Raw genomic sequence first — 21,882 nt, 5'->3', positions numbered from 1 at the left:
ATGCATCGATCGCCCGACACCGGGCCTGCAGGGGTCGACGCACGCCTCGTGCTCGCCGTGGACCTCGGCACCTCGGGCTGCAAGTGCGCCCTCGTGTCGCTGGACGGCACGGTACAGGCCTGGGCGTTCCGCGCGGTCAAGCTGCACGTGCAGGGCGCGCTGGCCGAGCAGGAACCGCAGGATTGGTGGACGGCCTTTCTCGAGAGCGCCGGCGAGATCCTCGCCGGTGATGCCGGCCTGCGCGGCCGCGTGGTCGCGGTGTGCTGCTCCACGCAGACCGAAGGCACGGTGTGCGCCGATCGCCATGGTCAGCCCCTCGGGCGCGCGCTGACCTGGCTCGACTCGCGCGGCGCGGCGGCGATGGCGCGCCGCGTGCGCGGGCGTGGCCCGAACATCGAAGGCTACGGGCCGCTGAAGCTGTGGCGCTGGCTGCGGCTGACCGGCGGCGCGCCGTCGCTGTCGGGGCGCGACTCGGCCGGGCACATGGCGTACATCCGCGATCACGAGCCCGAGCGTTACGAGCGCACGCACAAGTTCCTGAACGTGCTCGACTACTTGAACCTGCGTCTCACCGGCCGCTTCTGCGCGACACAGGATTCGATACTCACCGCCTGGGTCACCGACAACCGGGATGCGCACCAGGTGCGCTACGACGCCGGCCTGATCCGGCTGCTGGGCATCGATGCCTCGAAGCTGCCTGAGATCGTGCGTTCGACCGACATCCTCGGCCCTGTGCTGCCGGACGTGGCGCAGGCCCTCGGCCTGGACCCGAAGACCGTGGTCGTTGCCGGTGCCGTGGACAACTCGGCGGTCGCCGTGGGCGCGGCAGTCGGCGATTTCGAGACCCACCTGTACCTGGGCACCTCGTCCTGGCTGGGCGCGCATGTGCCGTTCATGAAGACCGACGTGCGCCACAAGATCGCCGCCGTGCCCTGCGCGGTGGACGGTCGCTACCTCGCGATGGCGCTGCAGTCCACGGCGGGCGCCAACCTCTCGTTCCTGCGCGACCGCATCCTCTACCACCCCGACGAGCTGGCCAGCGATGAAGAGCACCCCGCGGTCTACGAGATGCTGAACAAGATCGCGGCGCGCGTGCCGCCCGGTGCGCGCGGCCTCATCTACACGCCCTGGCTGCTCGGCGAGCGCACACCGGTCGACGACCCGCGCCTGCGTGCCGGGCTCCTCAACATGTCGCTCGAGCATTCGCGCGAAGACATCTTCCGCGCCTTCCTCGAGGGCGTGGCTCTGAACACGCGCTGGATGCTGGAGCCATTCGCGCGCCTGCTGGGCCGCGATGCCGGCACCATCACCGCGGTGGGCGGCGGCGCGCAGTCCGACGTGTGGTGCCAGATCATGGCCGACGTCACCGGCCAGCCGATCCGCCAGCTCATGAGCCCGATCCAGGCCAACGCGATCGGCGCCACCTTCATCGCCGGCGTCGGCATCGGCGCGCTGCGCTTTGCCGACCTGGGCTACCTGCGCCAGGCCCGCCGCACCTACGAACCGACCAGCGCGCTGCGCCGCCTGTACGGCGACAAATTCGAGACCTTCAAGGAGGTCCGCACACGCCTGGCGCCGCTGTACCACCGACTCAACGCGCCGCAGGGAGCCGCTGCATGACCACATTGCCCATCCGCCAGACTGTCGTCGACCTGTGCGTCGAGCTGTCGCAACGCGGTCACTTCTCCGGAACCGGCGGCAACATCGCGCTTCGCATCGATGCGACGCGCATCGCCGTCACGCCCTCGGCCACCGACTACCTGACGATGACCGCGGCCGACGTCTGCGTGCTGCGCCTGTCGGACCTGGTGCCGCTCGAGGGCGAACGCGCACCGTCGGTCGAGAGCGGCCTGCATGCGCGCGTGCTGCGCGCACGACCCGACGTGCAGGCGAGCATCCACACCCACCAGCCGGTGGCCAGCGCCTGCGCACTGCTGGGTCGGGACCTCGAGGTTCCACCCGGCGCGCTCCAGCGCTCGCTGGGCGTGCGCGTGCCGATGGTTGGCTACGCGCCTTCGGGCTCCAGCTGGCTGTCGTCCAAGCTGGCGCGCAAGCTGCGTGGCGACATCAACGCCTACCTGATGCTCAACCACGGGGCGCTGTGCTGTGGCCCCAGCACCTCGGCGGCATTGCAGGCGGTCGAGGACCTCGAGACGCTGGCGCGCACGCACCTGACGCGGCTGATCGCCGCGCGTGCCGAGCAGCAACCTCACAGGCAGCCGGCCCTGCGACGCGTCACGGACGCACTCGCGGGCTGATCCATCCCTCTCACCTCACGAACTTCACCCACGTCATGAGCAACCTCGCACCCGTCCACATCGCCGCGTCGGCGACCCCGCCGCGTCCTGCCATCTCGGCCTGGCCCGACGTGGACAAGCTCTACCGCCGCTTCGACGACCTGGTCAAGCAGCCGATGCGGCCCATTCGTGCGGACAAGATGCCGCAGGTGATGCGCTACTTCGACGACCGCTGCCAGGGCTCGAAGCGGTTGGCCGAGCGGGCCAAGGCCGTGATCCCCGGTGGCGTGCAGCACAACCTGGCCTTCAACCACCCGTTCCCGCTCGCGATCACGAAGGCCGATGGCGCCCACATGACCGATGTGGACGGCAACCGCTACATCGACTTCCTGCAGGCCGGCGGCCCGACACTGCTGGGCTCGAACCACCCGGTCGTGCGCCAGAAGGTCAACGAGGTGCTGGACTCGTGCGGCCCGGTCACGGGGCTGCTGCACGAGTACGAGGTCAAGCTCGCCGAGCTGGTGTGCCAGTCCATGCCCGCGGTCGACATGGTGCGGTTGCTCGGCTCGGGCACCGAGGCGGTGATGGGTGCGGTGCGCCTGGCGCGCGCCTACACGAAGAAGAAGTGGATCATCAAGGTGGGCGGTGCGTACCACGGCTGGAGCGACCAGCTCGTCTACGGCATGAGGCTGCCCGGCACTGGGCGCATGGAGGCGGTCGGCATCCCGCGTGGTGCCACCGGCAACACGCAGGAGTGCAACCCGAACGACCTCGACGCGCTGCGCCGCAAGCTGCAGCTCAACCGCCTGCGCGGCGGCACGGCGGCGGTGCTGCTCGAACCGCTCGGGCCCGAGAGCGGCACGCGGCCGGTGCACCCGGACTACAACCGGCAGGTGAGGGCGCTGTGCGACGAATTCGGCGCCCTGATGATCTTCGACGAGGTGGTCACGGGTTTTCGCATCGGCATGGGCGGCGCGCAAGCCTACTTCGGCGTCTCGCCCGACCTCACCGTGCTCGGCAAGTGCCTGACCGGCGGCTACCCGATGGCGGGCGCGATCGGCGGCCGCAAGGACGTGATGATGCTGCTGGTCGGTGGCATCGGCACGACGGCGCGGCGCGCCTTCGTCGGCGGCACGCTCTCGGCCAATCCGCTGTCGTGCGTGGCCGGCTACCACGCGCTGCTCGAAGCGAAGCGCACCGACGCCGCGGGCGTGGCCGGACGTGCCGGCGACCGGCTGTGCCAGGGGCTTGAAGCCATCATCGCGCGCCTGGGCCTGCCGTACGTGACCTACAACCTGGGCTCGATCGTGCACCTGCAGACCTCCGGCGTGCTGCTGCTGGACACGAGCAACATCCTGAAGCTGCTGCGGGTCAAGAACGAGGCCAGGCAGCGCAGGCACATGATGGAGGAGATGGGTGCGGCCTACACTGCGCATGGCCTCATCACGCTGGCCGGCAGCCGGGTCTACACCAGCCTGGCCGACACCGACGAGGTCATCGATGACGCGCTCAACCGGTTCGAAGACGTGTTCAAGCTGGTCTGACGCGATGACCACCGAAGCGTTGCTCCGACAGCATTGGCTGGACTTGCGCGAGCGGCTGCAGGCCAAGCAGCTGCTGGCGACTGAACGCGCCAGCCTGTCGCTGCGCATCCCGGCAGGCGACGCGATGTGGTTCGGCCTCGCAACCGACACGGCACCACGGCGGGTGCCGCTGGGCGCGGCGGCCGGCGACAGCCAGGTCCACGCCGCGGCCTACGGCGCGCGCGCCGATGCAGGCGCCATTGCCGTGGGCGGTGCAGCGTTCGGTCGCTGCCTCGCGGACTTCGGCGGCGCGATGCCACAGGCCTTCGACGAACAGGCGCGTCACCTGGGGCCCATGGGGCCGGCTGCCGCGGCGTTGAACGAGGTGGCGCCCTCGCTGCGCCAGGGCGGCAATGTGCTGATGGTGCAGGGCCGGCCGGTGTGCCTGGGCATGACCGCGATGCGGCTGGCGCTCAACGCCGAGCTGTTCGAGAAATGTGCCAAGGCCTATGTGCTGGCGGTGGCGGGCGGCGGGCCCGTGCGTGCCTTGCCCTGGATCGTGCGCCTGGTCGCCAACCGCCGGCTCCACAAGGACGAGCAGCGCGCCAAGCAGCGCTTCGCGCAAGGCCTGCTGCCCGAAGAGACCAAGGGTTACTGAAACCGGATCACGCAACGCAGGAAAACAGGGAAGCCGCACATGTCGATGAACCACGCCCCGGAAATCACCTCCCGGCAAGTCGCCGCTGCACTGGCCGTCGGCACCATCGGCGTCCTCATGGTGGGCATCCAGCCCATCCTGCTGGGCGAACTCGTCGAGGCGAAGCAGGTCAGCCTCGAGGGCGTGGGCATCGTCGCGATGGCCGAGATCGTCACGCTCGGCCTCGGCGTCGTGCTCGGCGACGCGCTGTTGCCGTGGTCGCGCCTGCGGCTCATCACGATCGTCGCCGCGCTGCTCGCCTCGGGCCTGGACCTGCTCACGCTGCTGGCCACCGGCGATGGGGCGATGACGGCCGTGCGCGCGGCCGCCGGCCTGGCCGAAGGCGTGCTGATCTGGGGCGCGACCGGGGTCGTCGTGCGCACGGCGAACCCGCCGCGCGTCGCCGGCATCTTCTTCGTGGCGCAGACCCTTGCGCAGGCGGCGCTCGGTGCGCTGCTGGCCAACGTGGTCATCCCGCACTGGGGCTGGCAGGGGGGCTTTGCGGCGCTGGGCGTGCTCGCGCTGCTGCCGTGCCTGCTGGCGTTCGGGCAGCCCGAACGGCTCGCGCCACTGGCGCCGCCAGCGCTCTCGGGCTTTCGCTGGTCGATGGCGACGCTGCTGCCGCTGGCGGTCGTGTTCCTGCAGCTCGCGACGCTGGGCTCGTTCTGGGCCTACCTGGAACCGCTGGGCAAGGCCGCCGGTTTCGATGCGCGCGGCGCGCAAACGCTGATCGCCGCGGTGCTGGCGATGCAGGTGGTGGGCGGCAGCGTGGCCTCGTTCGCGGTGCGGCGCCTGGCCGTGGCGCCGACGCTGGCCGCATGCTCCATCGTGCTGGCGGCCGTGACGACCACGATTCACCAGTTGCCGGGCGGCAACATGCTCAACTTCGCGATCGGCTGCGCGCTGTTCGGCTTCGTCTGGCTGTTCATGCTGCCGTTCCACATCGGGCTGGCATTCCGCGCCGATGCCAGCGGGCGCCTGGCCGGGCTGGTGCCGGCGGCGCAGCTGCTGGGCAGCGCATTCGGACCGCTGACGGCGTCGTTCATCGTCGAGGGCGAGAACGCAGCGGCGGTACCACTGCTCAGCGCCGGGTTCGCGATCACCGCAGCGGTGCTGCTGCTGGTGACGCGGCGCAGCGGCGCGTCACCCATCATGACGGGCGCGCGATGACGATCCGCGGCAAGGTGGTCCTGATCGCCGGTGCCTCGTCGGCTCTCCAGAAAGGCCTGCCTTGCTGCCCATCGACGACACGACACCTCAACTGATCCAGCACCTCTTTGAGCGCCAGGCGCCCACCGCGCTCGCCTTGCGCGAGTCGACGGCAAAGCAGCGCATCCACAAGCTGAGGCGGCTGCGCGACGCCTTGCTGCAGCGGCGCGAGGCCTGGATGGCAGCATTCGAGACCGACTTGCGAAAACCGCCGCTGGAGGTCGACTTGACCGAGCTGCTGCCGGTGGCCGACGAGGCGCGACACGCGATCTCCCATCTCGCACGCTGGATGCGTCCACGGCGCGTGGCCGCGACGCTGACGACGCTCGGCACCACGGCCCGCGTGCTCTGCCAGCCGCGCGGCCGATGCCTGATCATCGGCCCGTGGAACTACCCGGTGAACACGCTGCTGGGGCCGCTGGTGTCGGCCATCGCGGCGGGCAACACGGTCATCCTGAAGCCTTCGGAGTTCACGCCGCACGTCAACGCAGTGGTCGCCGAACTCATCGCCGAGGTGTTCGACCCAGCCGAGATCGCCGTGGTGCAGGGCGGCGCCGCGACCGCGCAGCACCTGCTCGCGCTGCCTTTCGACCATGTGTTCTTCACCGGCTCGCCGGCGGTCGGGAAAATCGTCATGGCGGCCGCTGCGCAGCACCTGGCATCCGTGACCTTGGAACTGGGCGGCAAGTCGCCGGCGATCGTCGACGAGACGGCCGATGTGGAGCGCGCAGCCGATCTGATCCTCTGGGGCAAGCTCACCAACGCCGGCCAGACCTGCGTTGCGCCGGACCACGTGTTCGTGCACCGCAGTGTGCGCGAGCGCTTCGTGCAGCGTTGCCGGGAGACGATCGAAGCGCGCTACGGCGCGAGCGATGCGGCCGTCGCTGCCAGCCCCGATCTGGCCCGCATGATCACCCCTCGCCATGCCGGGCGCCTGGGTGCACTGATCGACGACGCGCATGCGCGCGGCGCGACCGTGCTGGCCGGCGGTGCCCACGATGCCGCGGCGCGCTATGTAGCGCCCACGCTGCTCGGCGATGTGCCGGCCGAGGCGCGCATGGCCAGCGAGGAGATCTTCGGCCCGGTGCTGCCGATCGAGACATTCGATACGCTGGACGCGGTGATCCACCGCGTCAACGCCGCGCCCAAGCCGCTGGCGCTGTACCTGTTCAGCCAACGCAAGCGTACCGCTGCGCGGGTGATCGAGCAGACGAGTTCGGGCGGCGTTTGCGTCAATCACTGCATGCAGCAGTACGCGCATGCGGGGCTGCCGTTCGGCGGCGTGAACCACTCCGGCATCGGCAGTGCGCACGGCGTGTTCGGCTTCAAAGCGTTCTCGCACGAGCGCGCGGTGCTGGCCGCGGGGCGGATGACGCTGGTGAGCCTGTTCTACCCGCCCTACACGGGGTGGAAGACCGGGCTGGGCAGGAGGCTGGTCCAGGCGTTGGGGTGGATCTGACGTCGCCGCAAGGGCCATCAGGCTATTCACACAATCTTGTCGCGCGACGCAAATCCCTCGCGAGGACCGAGGGAAGGGGAGCGATGCCCCCCCTAGGCCGGGTGTACGCCAAGGGTTCGTGGCAGGTTCCAAGGGCATGCAGGAGGTCTAGACTGGGGTGTAGGGCTTGTGGATGGAGTTGTGAATGCGCTCGCTCGAGGCAACGGAATCAGGCACAAAGACGATCCTCATCGTCGATGACGTCCCGGCCAACCTCGAGGTGGTGGGCCGGCACCTGGAAAACCATGGCTACCGCACCGTCGTTGCGCAGGGCGGCCAGGAGGGCATCGAGCGCGCCCTGCTTGTCCAACCGAGCCTGATCCTGCTGGACGTGCTGATGCCGGGCATGGATGGCTTCGAGGCGTGTCGTCACCTGAAGGCGAACGAGAGCACGCGCGACATCCCGGTGATCTTCATGACGGCGCTGACCGACACGGCCGACAAGCTGACCGGCTTCGAAGTCGGTGCGGTCGACTACGTGACCAAGCCGATCAATGGCGCTGAAGTGCTGGCGCGCATCAGCACCCACCTGGCATTGCGCTCACTGCGCCTTCGACTGGAAGCGCAGAACACCCAGCTGTTGCAGGAAATCGCCACGCGCGAGCAGACGCAGGAGGCGCTGCAGCGCTCCAACACCGAACTCGAACAGCTGGCCTACGTGGCGTCGCACGACATGCAGGAGCCGCTGCGCATGGTAGCCAGCTACCTGCAACTGGTGGCGGACCGCTACCAGGGAAAGCTCGACGCCGAGGCCGACGAATTCATCGGTTTCGCCGTCGACGGGGCGAAGCGCATGCAGAACCTGATCAACGACTTGCTGGCCTACTCGCGCGTCGGCACCAAGGCCCGTCCGCTCGCGCCCACGGACAGCGCGGCCCTCGTCGATACGGTGATCTCCGACCTGCGCGTGGCGATCGACGAAAGTGGCGCCCGCATCACGCGAGGCCCGCTTCCGGTGGTGATGGCCGACACCACGCAGTTCGGCCACGTGTTCCAGAACCTCATTTGCAACGCGATCAAGTTCCGTGGCGACCTGCGGCCGGAGGTGCGCATCGAGGCCGAGCGCACCGATGCGGGCTGGTGCTTCGTGGTGAGCGACAACGGCATCGGCATCGCGCCCGAGTACTTCGAACGCATCTTCGTGCTGTTCCAACGGCTGCATGGCCGCCGCGAGTACCCTGGAACGGGCATCGGCCTGGCGCTGTGCAAGAAGATCGTCGAGCGGCACGGCGGCCGCATCTGGGTGGAGTCGGTCCCTTCGGAGGGATCGGTGTTCAGGTTCACGATCCCTCGTACCCCGGACGATGGATCATGATGACGATCATGTCTGACCATGGGGCATGCGCTGCCTGTCGGTCTTGAATGGATCGCCAAGGGCGGCGCGCCGGGAAACTGACAGGAGCACTCCATGAACGGAAGAACGAGTTGGATGGCGATGTTGGCCGCGGCGTTCGCCGTGACCGCCTTGGCGGCGGAACCGCCCAAGAAGCGAGAGGCCTACAAGACGTCGACGGTGGCCATCGGTGACATCGTTCCACCGCGGGTCGTGCCCCCCTGCAAACCCGGGCGATGCCCGTTCGCCGGCCAGAGCGTGACGATGCTGATCGTGAAGGAATCCAACGAAGGCGCGCTCGGGGAATTGAAGCGTGAGTTCGAGGAGGCCACCGGCGCGAAGCTCAATCTGGTGCAGCTTTCCCACCAGGATCTGTTCCCCCATTTCATCTCCGACCTGACGAACCGGGGCGGCAAGTACGACGCCGCGTATGCCGGGGCCTGGTGGCTGGGTGAACTCGTGACCGGTGACTACATCATCCCCTACGACAAGTACTACAACGATCCGCGCTTCCCGAAATGGCGCGTCGAAGACATCCTGCCTGCGCCGCGCAGCCTGCTTTCCTACGGGGGGAAGAAGTACATGGTTGCCAACGACCACGATGGCCAAGTCATGTACTACCGGCGCGACTTGCTGGCCGACCGGCAACACCAGGCGGCGTTCCGGCAGAAGTACGGCTATCCGCTGGACGTGCCCAAGACCTGGGCCCAGTTCAGGGATGTGGCCGAGTACTTCAATGGCAAGGACCTCAACGGCGACACCACGCCGGATCACGGGCTGTCCATGCACCTGAAGGTCGGTGCCCAAGGCATGTTCCATTTCATGTCGTTCTCGGCGCCATTCGTGATCGGACCCGACAATCCCAAGATGTACTGGTTCGATCCGCAGGACATGAAGCCGCTGATCGAAAGCCCGGGCCATGTGCGTGCGCTGTCGGCGCTGGTCGATCTGGTCAAGTTCGGTCCGAAGGACATGATCAACTGGGACCTCGGCCAAAGCTGGGACCACTTCCTGGGGGGACGTGCCGCACTGACCTTCACCTGGGGCGACCTGGGCGCTCTGGCGCAGCAGCCAGGCAGCAAGATCAAGGGCAAGATCGCTTCCGCGCCGCTGCCCGGTACCACCGAGTACTACAGCGTGGCACAGCGCGCGTGGGTCAAGACCGCGCAGCCCAACATCGTGGGCAATACCACCGGTGGTTCCTGGGCGGGTGTCATCTCGAAGTTTTCGAAAGCGCCGGAGGCCACCTACTACCTGCTGTCGCTGATGGCGTCCAAGGAAAAATCAGTGGTGTACTCAGTGCGCGGCTGGGATGGCATCGATCCGGGGCGCACCTACCACTTCCTGCCACCCGACGGCAGCGGGCAGCTCAAGACCTACCTGGACGCAGGCTGGGATGAAGTCGACGTGCGGGACTACCTGCATGCGTACTTCGAGAACTTCAACAACAAGCTGCAGTTTCCCTATCTCCGCATTCCGGGCACCTACAGCTACTGGCAGGCGCTCGACGTGCACTTGGCGGAGGCCGTGGCGGGGCAGTTGACGCCGGAGGTGGCGTTGAAGGCCGCGGCCGTCGACTTCGACGAAATCACCATTCGCCTCGGGCGAGACCAGCAACGGCGGGCCTACCGCGCTTCGCTGGGGTTCTAGCATGCGAGTGTTCAACGGCACCCGTTCCGGTGCGCGCCCTTGCCACGCGCGCGCTGGCAAGGATGGGAGGATCCGGTGGCCCTGGGGGGTGATCGGGCTCTTGCTCGCCTCCATCTCGGTTGCGGCCGATCAACCCGAATCCAGGTCGAACGGGCGCCGCGAGGGCTGGAAACTCAAGGTGCAACCAGGGGTCGATGCCAGCGTGGTCAAACCTGGTGACGTGGTTCCGCCGCGTGTGGTGGCGCCCTGCAAGCCCGGCAAATGCCCGTTTGCGGGCCAGAAGGTCACGGTGATCGTGTCGAAGAGCACGATTGCCCATGCCATCCCGGAGTTGAAGGCGGAGTTCGAAGCCGCGACCGGCGCCACGCTCGAGATCGTCCAAGCCCCACACAACGAGCATTTCGAGAACTTCATCTCCGATGCGAGCAGCCGTGCTGGCGCGTATGACGCGTCGATTGCCGGGGCCTGGTGGGTGGGAGACCTGGTGGCCGGCGACTACATCATGTCCTACGACAAGTACTACAACGATCCGCGCTTTCCCAAGTGGAACGTCGACGACGTGTTGCCAGCCCCCCGAAACCTGCTCTTCTACGGGGGCAAGAAGTACATGGTGGCCAACGACCACGACGGCCAGGTGATGTACTACCGGCGAGACCTGTTGTCCGATCCGCAGCACCAGGCGGCGTTCAAGCGGAAGTACGGTTACCCGATGACCGTGCCTGCCACCTGGGCGCAGTTCCACGACGTCGCCGAATACTTCAACGGCAAGGACCTCAATGCGGACGGCATTCCCGACAACGGCGTGACGATGGCCCTGAAGGCCGGCGGCCAGGCCATGTTCCACTTCATGTCCTTGTCGGCACCCTTCGTGATCGGGCGAGACAACCCCAAGCTCTATTGGTTCGATCCGCAGACCATGAAGCCATTGATCGAAAGTGCGGGCCATGTGCAGGCGCTCTCCACGTTGGTGAACCTGGTGCCATTCGGGCCGAAGGACATGCTCACCGCCGACCTGGGAACAAGCTGGGATCACTTTCTCACCGGTCGCGCCGCACTGGCGTTCAGCTGGGGTGACCTCGGGGCCTTGGCCCAGCAAGAAGGCAGCAAGGTCAAGGGCAGGATCGGCACGGCACCCATGCCGGGAACCCGCGAATACTTCAGCTTGGTGCAGCACCGATGGGTCAAGACCGAAGGGGTCAATGTGGTGGGCAACAACACGGGTGGTTCATGGGCGGGGGTGATTTCCAAGTACTCGAAAGCACCCGAAGCCACCTATTACTTGCTGGCACTGATGGCCACCAAGGAGAAGTCCGAGGTGTACGCGGTGCGCGGCTGGGACGGCCTAGACCTCGGGCGCTACTATCACTTCCTGCCGCCCCATGGCACCGGGCGGATCGAGACGTATCTGAAGGCCGGGTGGAACGAAGCCGACATCCGCGATTACACGAATGCCTATTTCCAGACTTTCAGCAACCCGTTCCAGTTCCCCTATCTGCGCATTCCTGGCGCCTTCAGCTATTGGCAGGCGCTCGACATCCGCCTGGCGGAAGCGGTGCGCGGGCAGCTGAGTCCGGAGGCTGCGCTGAAGGCGACTGCCATCGACTTCGAGGAAATCACCATCCGTCTCGGGCGCGATCGGCAGCGGCACGCCTACCGGGCGTCGATGGAGTTCTAGTGCAGTGTTCCAGGCTTGATTTTCGATGCATCAGTGCTTGAGGGTTCGGCGCCAGCACCCTGCAGATCGCTGCCATGAATTGACTTAAACCTATGCAGACCGCGCACGAACCGATGTACGAGGGCCGAAAAACCAGGTGGATCGGGGTTCTCGGGCTGTTCCTGGCCGTCCCGATCTGGGCGGCCGCCGAACCGGCGGCGTCGGACGCGCAGCCGCCCAGGAGTTCCGCGGTCACCGTGGTCAAGCCGAACGACATCGTTCCGCCGCGGGTGGTGCCGCCCTGCAAACCCGGCAGTTGCCCGTTCGCAGGCAAGACCGTGACGTTGCTGTTGCCGCACAGCGTGGTCGCCGTGTCCGTTCCGGAGTTGAAGGAGGAGTTCGAGGCCGCGACCGGGGCCACGCTCAAGATCGTCGAGGTGCGTCCCCTCGACCTCTTCGAAACCTTCTACTCCGACGTGACCAAGGGTGCCGGCAAATACGACGCGCTCCTGGCGAGCGCATGGTGGCTGGGCGAGTTGGTGGCGGGGGATCATGTCGTCTCCTACGACCGGTACCTCCACGACCCGCGCTTTCCGGCGTGGAACATCCATGACGTGCTCCCCGCCCCGCAAGCCCTGCTGTCCTATGGCGGCAAGAAGTACATGGTTGCCAATGACCACGACGGCCAGGTCATGTACTACCGCCGGGACCTCCTGGCCGATCCGCAGCATCGGCAAGACTTCCAGCGGAAGTACGGCCATGCGCTCGACGTGCCCACGACTTGGGCCCAGTTCCGCGACATTGCCGAGTACTTCAATGGCCGCGACCTGAACGGGGACCGTGTGCCTGACCACGGGCTCACCCTGGCGCTGAAGGCCGGCAACCAGGGAATGTTCCATTTCATGTCGTTGTCGGCGGCCTTCGTGATCGGCCCGACCAATCCCAAGGGCTATTGGTTCGACCCACAAAACATGAGGCCGCTGATCGAGAGTCCTGGCCACGTGCGCGCGCTCGAAGTGCTGGTCGACCTGGTGCAGTTCGGACCGCGCGAGATGCTCAACTGGGAGTCCGGCAAGAGTTGGGATCACTTCCTGTCGGGTCGTGCGGCGTTGACCTTCAGCTGGGGGGACCTCGGGGCGCTGGCGCAGCAAGAGGGAAGCCAGGTCAAGGGCAAGGTCGGTGTGGCGCACCTGCCGGGCGTTGCGGAGTACTTCAATGTCACGCAACGCCGGTGGGTGAAGAGCGATCCGCCCAATTGGGTCGGCAATACCACGGGCGGGTCCTGGGCCGGCGTGATCTCCAGGTATTCGAAGTCTCCCGAGGCGACCTATTACCTGCTTGCCCTGATGGCGACGATGGAGAAGTCGAAGGTCTATGCCGCGCGCGGTTGGGACGGCATCGATCCCGGACGCCGCTTTCATTTCCTGCCCCCGGACGGCAACGCGAAGATCGGCGACTACCTGAAAGCGGGTTGGAACGAGGCCGACGTACACGACTATCTGCACGCCTATTTCGTCAACTTCAGCAACCCGCTCCAGCTTCCTTATCTGCGAATTCCCGGCACGTACACCTATCTGCAGGCGTTCAACCTGCATCTGGCGGCAGCGGTGTCGGGCCAGGTGCGTCCGGACGCGGCGCTGAGGGCCACCGCCGTCGACTTCGAGGAAATTACCCTGCGCGTCGGGCGCGACGCGCAGCGGCGCGCGTACCGGAGCGCGCTCGGTTTGCCATGACGGTGCGCAGCGTACGGCGCATCATGCCCCTCGGGGTGGGCAGCAAACTGACGCTGGCCTTTGCTGCCTTGGCCGCCGTCACGCTGATGGTCGTCTTGCTGGCCTTCGTGGCGGGGCGCAACGCGACGGATGACATCGTTCTCACCGAGGAGGTGCGCGGTCCGGCATGGATCGCATCGGAACAGGCGCAGGCCAGCTTGCTGAAGATGCAGCTGCACGTGCGCGGTTACCTGGTGCTCAGCGATCCGCTGGACATCGAGCAATACCATGGCGCCCGGAACGAGTTCGAGAAGAGCCTGGCCTCGCTGCAGGCCATGTCCCGCAGCTGGCCCGAAGCCGATGAGGCGAAGTGGCTCACCGAACTCACCCAGACCTACCAACGTTGGGTCACGCTGCCCCAGCAGCTGTTCGACCTGCACGACAACCCGCTGAAGAATCGCCCCGCGCTTCGCATCGCGCGGGTCGACCTGCAGGCGCTGCGGGTGCGGATCCTCGACGAGATCGATGCCATCATCGGCCTGCAGAAGACCCGTGACGCTTCGCCGCGGAACCGCGGCCTGATGTCGGATCTGCTGGCTTTCCAGACCTCGTTCGATGCCATGGCCACCAACTTGATGGCCTACGCCACCTCCGGCGAACTCAATTTCAAGCTCTCCTACGGCCCGCAGCTGGCAACCAATGCCGCGGTCTGGAACGCGCTTCTGGCCAAACGCCCGCAATTCTCGGCCGAGCAGCGCACCCGGCTCGATGCCATCGCCCGCTACCGGGCGCTCGTGGCGGACCTCGCGTTGCAACTCATCGGCATCCTCAACGGCGAAAAGGCCTTCGAAGACCTGTTCCTGTATCGCACCGAGGTCGCCCCGCAGGCCGAGGCCATGATCGGCTTGCTCGCCAAGCTGACCACGCGGCAGCAGGCTCAACTGCGGAGCGAACTGGCGCGGGCCCGGAAAAGCCTGTACGACGTTCGTGCGCAGACCCTGATCGGCGGACTGGTGGCCGTCGCACTCGGCGTCGCGATGGCCTTGGTGTTCCGCCGCAGCATCGTCGGGCCGGTGCAGCGCTTGACCGGCGTGGCGGAGCGCGTGGCCACCGGCGACCTCTCGGCCCGTGCGGAAGTGGCGTCGCAAGACGAGATCGGCGTGCTCGCCACGAGCTTCAACACGATGACCCAGCGGCTGGCCGAAACCATCGCGCACCTGGAGACGGTGTTCGCGGATGCACAGCGGGCGAAGGATGCCGCCGTCGTGGCCAATCGGTCCAAGAGCACCTTCCTGGCCACGATGAGCCATGAACTGCGCACGCCGCTCAACGCCATCCTCGGCTTCGCGCAGATCCTGCTCGCCGATCCGAAGCTCAACGAGCACCAGGCCCGCGGGTTGGGGATCATCCAGCAAGGCGGGGAGCAGTTGCTGACGCTGATCAACGACATCCTGGACCTGTCGAGGATCGAGGCCGGCAAGGTCGAGCTGCACGCGGAGCCGGTCACGCTGCCGGAATTCCTGCGCGCCATCACGGACATCATCAAGGTCAAGGCCGACGAGAAAGGCTTGCAGTTCAACTTCGACGGCGAGCCCGGCGTCGCGCAGGTGGTGTGTGTCGATGAGAAGCGACTGCGCCAGGTGCTGCTGAACCTGTTGAGCAACGCGGTGAAATTCACCGAACGGGGTCAAGTGACCCTGCGGGTGCGAACCCTGGGCGCGAGTGCCACTGGCGTGCGCCTGCGCTTTGAAGTGCAAGACAGCGGCATCGGCATTCCAGACGCCCAGCAAGCGAGCATCTTCGAGCCCTTCGAGCAGGCCGCGAACGTGCAACGCCGTTTCGGCGGTACCGGGTTGGGCCTGTCGATCAGTCGCCAGCTGGTGCGTCTGATGGGCAGCGACATCCAGTTCGAGAGCCGCGACGGCGCTGGCAGCCGCTTCTGGATCGACATGGACCTGCCCACGGCCACGATCGAGCGCGAGCGCACGATGCCGTCCCAGCGGCCACGCCCGATCGGCTACCAGGGCCGGCGCAATACCGTGCTGGTGGTCGATGACGTTGCTGCCAACCGCCAGCTGCTGATCGACTTCCTGTCTCCCCTTGGCTTCAAGATGGCTGAGGCGGACAATGGCGAGACGTGCCTGCAGCAGGTGCAAGTGCAACGACCCGACCTGATCATGATGGACAGCGTGATGCCGGTGATGGATGGCCTCGAGACAACCAAGCGCCTGCGCCAACTGCCGGCGCTCGACGGCGTGCCGATCATTGCCGTGTCAGCCAGCGCCGCGGCGGTGGACCAGCAGCACCACCTGGCCGCCGGCGCCAACGCCTTCCTCGCCAAGCCGATCCACCTGGCGCACCTGCTCGACGTGATCGGCGCGCTGCTGAAGCTGACCTGGATCGCGGAGGCATCGAAACCAGTGGCTGCCGAAGCGGCGGCGCCCCTCGTGCCGCCCCCCGCGCACGAGATCGAAATCCTGTTCCGGCTGGCCCAGATCGGCGACATGCGCAGCATCCGGGCGCAAGCAGACCATCTCGCCGCGTTGGGCCCTGCCTACGAGCCTTTCGCACGCCGGCTCCGCGACTTGGCGGACCGGTTCCAGCCCAAGGCCATTCTCGATCTGGTGATGCAGTTCAAGGAACCCGAAACACGCCGATGAACACACCATGACCCAGCCGCTTCAGATTCTGCTGATCGAAGACAACCCTGCCGACGCCAGCAGGATCACCAGCCTGCTCGCGCAGGCCAAGGGATGGGCATTCGAGCTGACCTGGGTGACCGGCCTGTCCGCGGGGGTGGAGCGCCTGCACGGGGGAGGTATCGACGTCGTGCTCCTCGACCTCGGCCTGCCCGAGAGCACGGGGTTGGCCACGGTGCAGCGTTTGTTCGCGCAAGGATGTGCCGTGCCCACGCTCGTTGTCCTGAGCGGGTTGACCGATGAGGACGTCGCCGTCAAGGCGTTGGAGTCAGGTGCTCAGGACTATCTCGTCAAGGCGCAGGTGGACGGCCCCTTGCTGCTCCGGGCGATCCGCTACGCCATCGGACGCCGGCAGGCCGAGGAGGCGATGAAACGCGAGTTGCTGCGCACGCAGGAACTCGCGATCGAGAAGGAGGTGCGCTTGAAGGCCGAGGGCGTCTCGGAGGGGCTTCGCCGGTTGCTCGAGGAACGAGACCAGATGCTGTCCGAGCGCGAGGACATGCTGCGGATGCTGGCCCACGAGGTGCGGCAGCCGCTGAACAATGCGTCCGCCGCCTTGGAGAGTGCTTCGTCGGCCATTGCCGCCTCGGGCAGCCAACCTGTGGCGGGCGCGCGCACGCCGCTCGCACGCGCGCAACACGTGCTGGACCACGTCATCGGCACGCTCAACAACGCATTGGCCGCAGCGACCCTGCTGACCTCCGGTGCCGGCGACGTGATCGTCGACACCGACCTCCACACGCTGGTCGGCCTGGTTTTCCGCGACATCGCGGTGGAAGACCGTCCGCGTGTCGCGATCGAGTCGTTGACCGAGGCGCGCACCGTGCAGCTGCAGCCGGTCCTGATGCGCCTGGCGCTGAGCAACCTGCTGTTCAACGCGCTGGCCTACTCGCCACCCGGGTCGCCGGTGCGGTTGCGCATCTGCGATTCCGAGGATCCGCTGGCGATCGTCTTCGAGGTGCAGGACGAGGGTGACGGGATTCCCGCGGAACTGCTGCCGCGTGTGTTCGACAAGGGCACGCGCGGCACGAACACGCGGGCAACCACCGGCGCGGGTCTCGGGTTGTACATTGCGCGGAGGGTGGTCGAACGGCACCACGGCAGCATCGAATTCGTGCCGGACATGCCGCGCGGCAGCCTCGTGCGGGTGCTCATTCCACAAGGCGTCGAGGTGTGATCCACTCGCGGGCAACTGATTGACCTCCTTCCAGACCGACCATGCTGCCTTCCACGCTGGCCATCATCGACGACGACCGCGAGTACGCGGAGTACCTCAGCAAGTTCCTGGAGGAGCGGGGCGTCCGCGTTCGCGTCTTCCCCGACAGTGACGAGTTCCTCACGGCACGGGACGCCTACGAATGCGACTTCTTCGTCGTTGACCTGAACCTGCCCGGCGTGGACGGCGTCGACCTGATCCGGCTGATCCGGCGCAAGGGGCCCGCGGGCATCGTGGTGGTGTCGGGGCGCGTCGGGTCCGACGTGTTCGAGGCCGTCCTGCGGGCCGGCGCAGACATGTACCTGATGAAACCGGTGCGCTTCGAACAGGTGGCGCTGGCGATCGAAGCGGTGCACCGGCGCGTGGAATCCGGCCGCTCGCAGGTCGCCGTGTGGCGGCTCGACCGCATGGCGCAGAAAGTGATCGCCCCCGATGGCGCGCGCATCGACCTGAGCAGCAATGACCTGGTACTGGTCGAGTGCTTTGTCGCCGCGGACGGGGCCACCGTCACGCGCACCACCCTGTGCGAGCGCCTCGGCCGCGACCCGGCGACGGAGGCCGACAACGTCCTGCACGCGGCCATCTACCGCTTGCGCCGGCGCATCGAACGCGCCACCTCCTCGACAGTGCCCCTGCATTCCGAGGCGAAGGTCGGCTACACCTTTCGCGGCAAGCTGGTGGCGGTCTGACAGAGGTTTCGCGATGAGCCTCAAGACCGCCCGGTTCAGGGTGCCGCCTGGTCCTTCAGCGCCGGGTCCCAGTGCTCGTCGGCCTTGCCGTCCCGGATGCGCCACGTGTCGAACCAGGTGGTGGTGTATTGGCCCGCCGGGCCGTTGACCGTGCGTGGGTACATCACGGTGACCAGGTCGCCCTCGGCCATCACGGCCACGATCGGCGTCGTGATGCGCTCCGGCAGCGGCTTGGGCTGGACCTTCAGGACGTTGACGAAGTAGTGCACGACGCTGGCCAGGCCCGACGCGGCATTCGGGTTGTGCTGCACGTAGCGATCCGTCAGGAAGAAGCCGGCCTGGTCCCATCGGCCGGACTCCAGCAGGTTGCGGATGATGTGGTAGACCACCTGCTTGTTGGCATGCAGCCGGGGATCCGGGCTGGTGAACAGTGATTCGGCATCCCGGACCGGGATCACCGCGTCCTGTGCCTGGACCATCGGCCCGACCAGGAACAAGGCCGCGGCGGCCCATTGCGACACCCGACTCATCGGCCGGCGGCGACGGGCATGGTGACTAGCGTTCAGTGCATCGGAATGGGGCAGGGACATGGGGGATACTCAAGTCAGAAGGGAGCCCATTCTGGAGACCTTCCCAGGGATTGAGAAGGAGGCAGCCAACCGTGCCCAAGGTAGTTCCAGGTAACCTGCCCGTCACCGCGGTGCCGTCTGCAGACGCGCCCGATCCTGCGCGTTGTCCGGTGCGTGATGTGCTGGACCACGTCAGCACCAAATGGACGGCGCTGATCCTGCTGACCCTGCAAGCCGGCCCCACGCGCTTCAACCAGCTGCACAGGGCCGTGCCTGACATCTCGAAGCGCATGCTGACGCAATCGCTGCGCGATCTGGAGCGCGACGGCCTCGTTCAGCGCCACGTCTATGCCACCAAGCCGCCCAGCGTCGACTACCGGTTGTCCGACCTGGGCCAATCCATCATGACACCGCTGGTCGGGCTGACCCGATGGGCCACACAGCACCATCCGTCCATCCTGGAGGCGCGCCGCCGCTTCGACGCGGCGGTCGTGTAGTTCCCGTGGTCCGTGCGGCACCTGGCGGCGCCGGTGCCGCACGGCGGCCGATCAGAACGAGGCCCAGTCCTCGTCCTTGGCGGTGGACACGTCCGCGGCTGGCTTGGGCTTCACACCCTTGCCCGGTGCGGCGGCCGGTTTGCTGACCGGGCGAGGCGCGGGTGCCTTGCCGGCCGACGGGTGCGCGCGTGTCATCGTTGCCTGCGCGGCCGGCGATGCACCGAGCGTGAAGATGGCCACCGCCTGCACCAACTGATTGGCCTGCTGCTTGAGACTTTCCGCGGCGGCGGCCGACTCTTCCACCAGCGCGGCGTTCTGCTGCGTGACTTGATCGAGCTGGGTCACCGCGTCGCCGATCTGGCCGATGCCGGTGCTTTGCTCGAGCGTGGCCGCGCCGATCTCGCTGATGAGGTCGGTCACCCGCTTCACCTGGACCACGATGTCGTCCATCGTGCTGCCGGCATCGCCCACCAACCTGCTGCCGGTCTCGACCTTCTCGACGCTGTCGTTGATCAGCTGCTTGATCTCCTTGGCGGCCTGGGCGCTGCGCTGCGCGAGGCTGCGCACCTCGCTGGCCACCACGGCGAACCCGCGGCCCTGCTCGCCGGCCCGGGCCGCTTCCACTGCCGCGTTGAGCGCGAGGATGTTGGTCTGGAAGGCAATGCCGTCGATGACGCCGATGATGTCGGCGATCTTCTTGCTGGCGCTCGTGATCTGCTCCATCGTCCCCACCACCTGGCCGACCACTTCACCGCCCTTGGCCGCCACGCCGCTGGCCGACAGGGCGAGTTGTGCGGCCTGGCGTGCGGCCTCGGCATTGATCTTGACCGTGCTGGTCAGTTGCTCCATCGACGCCGCGGTCTGCTGCAGGTTGGACGCCTGTTCCTCGGTGCGCTGGGACAGGTCCTGGTTGCCGGTGGCGATCTGGCCGGAGCCGGTCGCGATGCTGTCGCTGCTCTGGCGAACTTGATGGACGATCCCCACCAGGCTGTCGTTCATGGCCTTCAGCGCGTCGAGCAGCTGGCCGGTTTCGTCTTTGCGTGTCACGTCGATCCGGGAGGTCAGGTCGCCTGCCGCGACGGTTCGTGCCACCTGCACGGCCTGGTTGATGGGCCGGGTGATGGATACGGTGGTGCTCCATGCCGCGACGACCGCCACGCTGGCGCCAATCAGCGCGGCAATGATCATCATCGTCGACGTCTGTGTCACGGTACGCGCCGCTTCGTCACCCGAGTCAATCATCCGCTGCTCCTGCACGTCGACGAACGCACCGAGCGCCTTCATGTACGCGTGTTGCTCCGGCCGGAGCTTCTCGAGCAGCTGGACACGCAGCTTGGCGTTGTCGTCGCCACGCGCCAACTGCTCCAGCACGGCGAGTTCGCGCAAGAAACTCTGGCGCTGGGACTGGACGTCCGCGAAGAGCTTCTTGGCCTCCTCGTTGACGAGCAGCGCCTCGATCTTCTTGAAGGTCTCGGTGATGCGTGGACGCGCCGTTTCGATTTCCTTGAAGTCGGCTGCACGCTCGTTCACATGGGTGTGGATCACCAGGTTGTGTGCCGAGCGGACAACCAGGTTCACGTCATCCTTGATGTCCGTGACCCAGCGCACCTTGAGGTAGCGGTCCTTGTTGATCAGGTCGATGTCGTCGCGCACATGACCCAGGCCGTACTTCGCCGTGACCACGAGTGCGAGCATCACGGCCACGCACAGGGCAAAGGCGATGCCTAGCCGGCTGCCGATTCTCAGGTTGTTGAAAGCGTTCAAGGGTGTCTCCACGCGGCCGGTGACTGATCGCGAGCCGCATCGCGCACAGGTCATGAAGCTGGGACCTGTGTGTCCAGTGCAATTCGGTCGATCAGGGCTGTCCCGGAAGGTCCGCGTTGCGGCAATCGATGATCGTCACGAGGAGGCGTTCACACCTGGGTGATCACGAGATCAGCCAGGAGGAATCGGGCGAGGACGATCGGATTGCCGATTCCCTCTGTCTTCGGACGGTACTAATGTTCACTTCAATCAGTTCTGATCAAACGCGTGAAATGAAGCATCAGTTCTGCACAATTCGAGGGAAGGGGGCCTCTCGCCCATGGCAGCGCAGGGCGGGTTGGCCCGCTGGACGTCGATGGTTCCGGTGTCGAAGGTGGGCCCGCGATCGGGGGAGTCAGGGGCCCACCCCATGGGCCAGGCGTGTCAACTAGGTCTATAGTGGCCTGAATGATTCGCACGAGCGGCGACCAGGAGACCGGCCATGACAGCAGGCATCGAAGCATTCAGGGCCCTCGAGATCCTGATGGTCGAAGACAACCCCGGCGACGTGCGGCTCACGCGCGAGGCGCTGAAGGGCGACAAGCTGTTGACCCGGTTACACGTTGTCACGGACGGTGTCGCTGCGCTGGACTTCCTGTACAAGCGCCCGCCGTACCAGGATGCACCGCGGCCCGATCTCATCCTCCTCGACCTGAACCTGCCGAAGATGGATGGCCGCGAGGTCTTGTCGATCATCAAATCGGACGGCGCGCTGAAACTCATCCCTGTGGTCGTGCTGACCACCTCGCAGGCGGAGGAGGACGTGCTGCGCGCGTACCGGCTCAATGCGAACTGCTACGTGGCCAAGCCGGTTGACTTGTACCAGTTCAATCGCATCGTTCAATCCATCGAAGATTTCTGGCTCACCGTCGTGAACCTTCCGCCGAGGTGAGATG

Annotated in this window: 17 protein-coding genes; 15 read left to right on the top strand and 2 right to left on the bottom strand. The window is 66.6% G+C overall.

From position 1 onward, the window contains the following. The 13 genes from ASC87_RS27505 (at position 1) to ASC87_RS27445 (ending at position 18,117) form a co-directional block, all read left to right on the top strand. Entirely contained in the window at positions 1 to 1,620 is a 1,620-nt protein-coding gene (locus ASC87_RS27505) for an FGGY-family carbohydrate kinase (protein ID WP_056670669.1), read from the top strand. Beyond that, a complete protein-coding gene (locus ASC87_RS27500; protein ID WP_056670665.1) occupies positions 1,617 to 2,258 on the top strand; it encodes a class II aldolase/adducin family protein in 642 nt (213 codons plus the stop codon). The genes ASC87_RS27505 and ASC87_RS27500 overlap by 4 nt, the downstream gene beginning before the upstream one ends. Positions 2,259 to 2,293: 35 nt before the next feature. Beyond that, positions 2,294 to 3,781: an aspartate aminotransferase family protein gene (locus tag ASC87_RS27495; protein WP_056670662.1), complete on the top strand. Its 1,488-nt coding sequence runs from the start codon at positions 2,294 to 2,296 to the stop codon at positions 3,779 to 3,781. Between the two features lie 4 nt (positions 3,782 to 3,785). Beyond that, positions 3,786 to 4,418 carry a hypothetical protein gene (locus tag ASC87_RS27490; protein ID WP_056670659.1) on the top strand — a complete coding sequence of 211 codons (633 nt, stop codon included), beginning with the start codon at positions 3,786 to 3,788 and terminating at the stop codon, positions 4,416 to 4,418. Between the two features lie 39 nt (positions 4,419 to 4,457). Further along, complete coding sequence (locus ASC87_RS27485; RefSeq protein ID WP_056670656.1) at positions 4,458 to 5,627, top strand: MFS transporter; 1,170 nt, start codon at positions 4,458 to 4,460, stop codon at positions 5,625 to 5,627. Positions 5,628 to 5,688: 61 nt separating this feature from the next. After that, the gene (locus tag ASC87_RS27480; protein WP_369820803.1) at positions 5,689 to 7,125 is read left to right on the top strand and encodes an aldehyde dehydrogenase family protein; all 1,437 of its coding nucleotides are present in this window, start codon (positions 5,689 to 5,691) and stop codon (positions 7,123 to 7,125) included. Between the two features lie 184 nt (positions 7,126 to 7,309). Beyond that, positions 7,310 to 8,479: an ATP-binding protein gene (locus tag ASC87_RS33995; protein ID WP_056670653.1), complete on the top strand. Its 1,170-nt coding sequence runs from the start codon at positions 7,310 to 7,312 to the stop codon at positions 8,477 to 8,479. A gap of 93 nt (positions 8,480 to 8,572) precedes the next feature. After that, positions 8,573 to 10,147 (top strand): ABC transporter substrate-binding protein, encoded by a 1,575-nt coding sequence (locus ASC87_RS27470; protein ID WP_200954556.1) that lies wholly within the window; start codon positions 8,573 to 8,575, stop codon positions 10,145 to 10,147. A 100-nt stretch (positions 10,148 to 10,247) separates the two neighbouring features. Further along, positions 10,248 to 11,822, top strand: a complete 1,575-nt coding sequence (locus ASC87_RS27465) for an ABC transporter substrate-binding protein (RefSeq protein WP_200954554.1) — start codon at positions 10,248 to 10,250, stop codon at positions 11,820 to 11,822. Between the two features lie 92 nt (positions 11,823 to 11,914). After that, positions 11,915 to 13,534 (top strand): ABC transporter substrate-binding protein, encoded by a 1,620-nt coding sequence (locus ASC87_RS27460; RefSeq protein ID WP_200954552.1) that lies wholly within the window; start codon positions 11,915 to 11,917, stop codon positions 13,532 to 13,534. Then, positions 13,531 to 16,173, top strand: a complete 2,643-nt coding sequence (locus tag ASC87_RS27455; protein ID WP_056670647.1) for an ATP-binding protein — start codon at positions 13,531 to 13,533, stop codon at positions 16,171 to 16,173. Before ASC87_RS27460 ends, ASC87_RS27455 begins: the two co-directional genes overlap by 4 nt. 7 nt (positions 16,174 to 16,180) lie before the next feature. Then, positions 16,181 to 17,389 carry an ATP-binding protein gene (locus ASC87_RS27450; protein ID WP_056670645.1) on the top strand — a complete coding sequence of 403 codons (1,209 nt, stop codon included), beginning with the start codon at positions 16,181 to 16,183 and terminating at the stop codon, positions 17,387 to 17,389. A gap of 41 nt (positions 17,390 to 17,430) precedes the next feature. Beyond that, complete coding sequence (locus ASC87_RS27445) at positions 17,431 to 18,117, top strand: response regulator transcription factor (protein ID WP_056670642.1); 687 nt, start codon at positions 17,431 to 17,433, stop codon at positions 18,115 to 18,117. A gap of 35 nt (positions 18,118 to 18,152) precedes the next feature. Here ASC87_RS27445 and ASC87_RS27440 read toward each other — a convergent pair whose 3' ends face one another. Continuing rightward, positions 18,153 to 18,647, bottom strand: a complete 495-nt coding sequence (locus ASC87_RS27440) for a nuclear transport factor 2 family protein (RefSeq protein ID WP_056670639.1) — start codon at positions 18,645 to 18,647, stop codon at positions 18,153 to 18,155. Between the two features lie 131 nt (positions 18,648 to 18,778). Between ASC87_RS27440 and ASC87_RS27435 the strand changes: the two genes are divergently transcribed. Next, positions 18,779 to 19,183, top strand: a complete 405-nt coding sequence (locus ASC87_RS27435; RefSeq protein WP_200954549.1) for a helix-turn-helix domain-containing protein — start codon at positions 18,779 to 18,781, stop codon at positions 19,181 to 19,183. A gap of 51 nt (positions 19,184 to 19,234) precedes the next feature. Here the strand turns inward: ASC87_RS27435 and ASC87_RS27430 are convergent, their stop codons facing one another. Beyond that, a complete protein-coding gene (locus ASC87_RS27430) occupies positions 19,235 to 21,001 on the bottom strand; it encodes a methyl-accepting chemotaxis protein (RefSeq protein WP_056670632.1) in 1,767 nt (588 codons plus the stop codon). 427 nt (positions 21,002 to 21,428) lie between these two features. Between ASC87_RS27430 and ASC87_RS27425 the strand changes: the two genes are divergently transcribed. Further along, entirely contained in the window at positions 21,429 to 21,878 is a 450-nt protein-coding gene (locus ASC87_RS27425) for a response regulator (RefSeq protein WP_056670629.1), read from the top strand. Positions 21,879 to 21,882: the final 4 nt, after the last annotated feature.

This window comes from Rhizobacter sp. Root1221, from assembly GCF_001425785.1.
Lineage (GTDB): Bacteria > Pseudomonadota > Gammaproteobacteria > Burkholderiales > Burkholderiaceae_C > Rhizobacter.
This window is presented reverse-complemented; position numbering and strand designations above follow the sequence as displayed.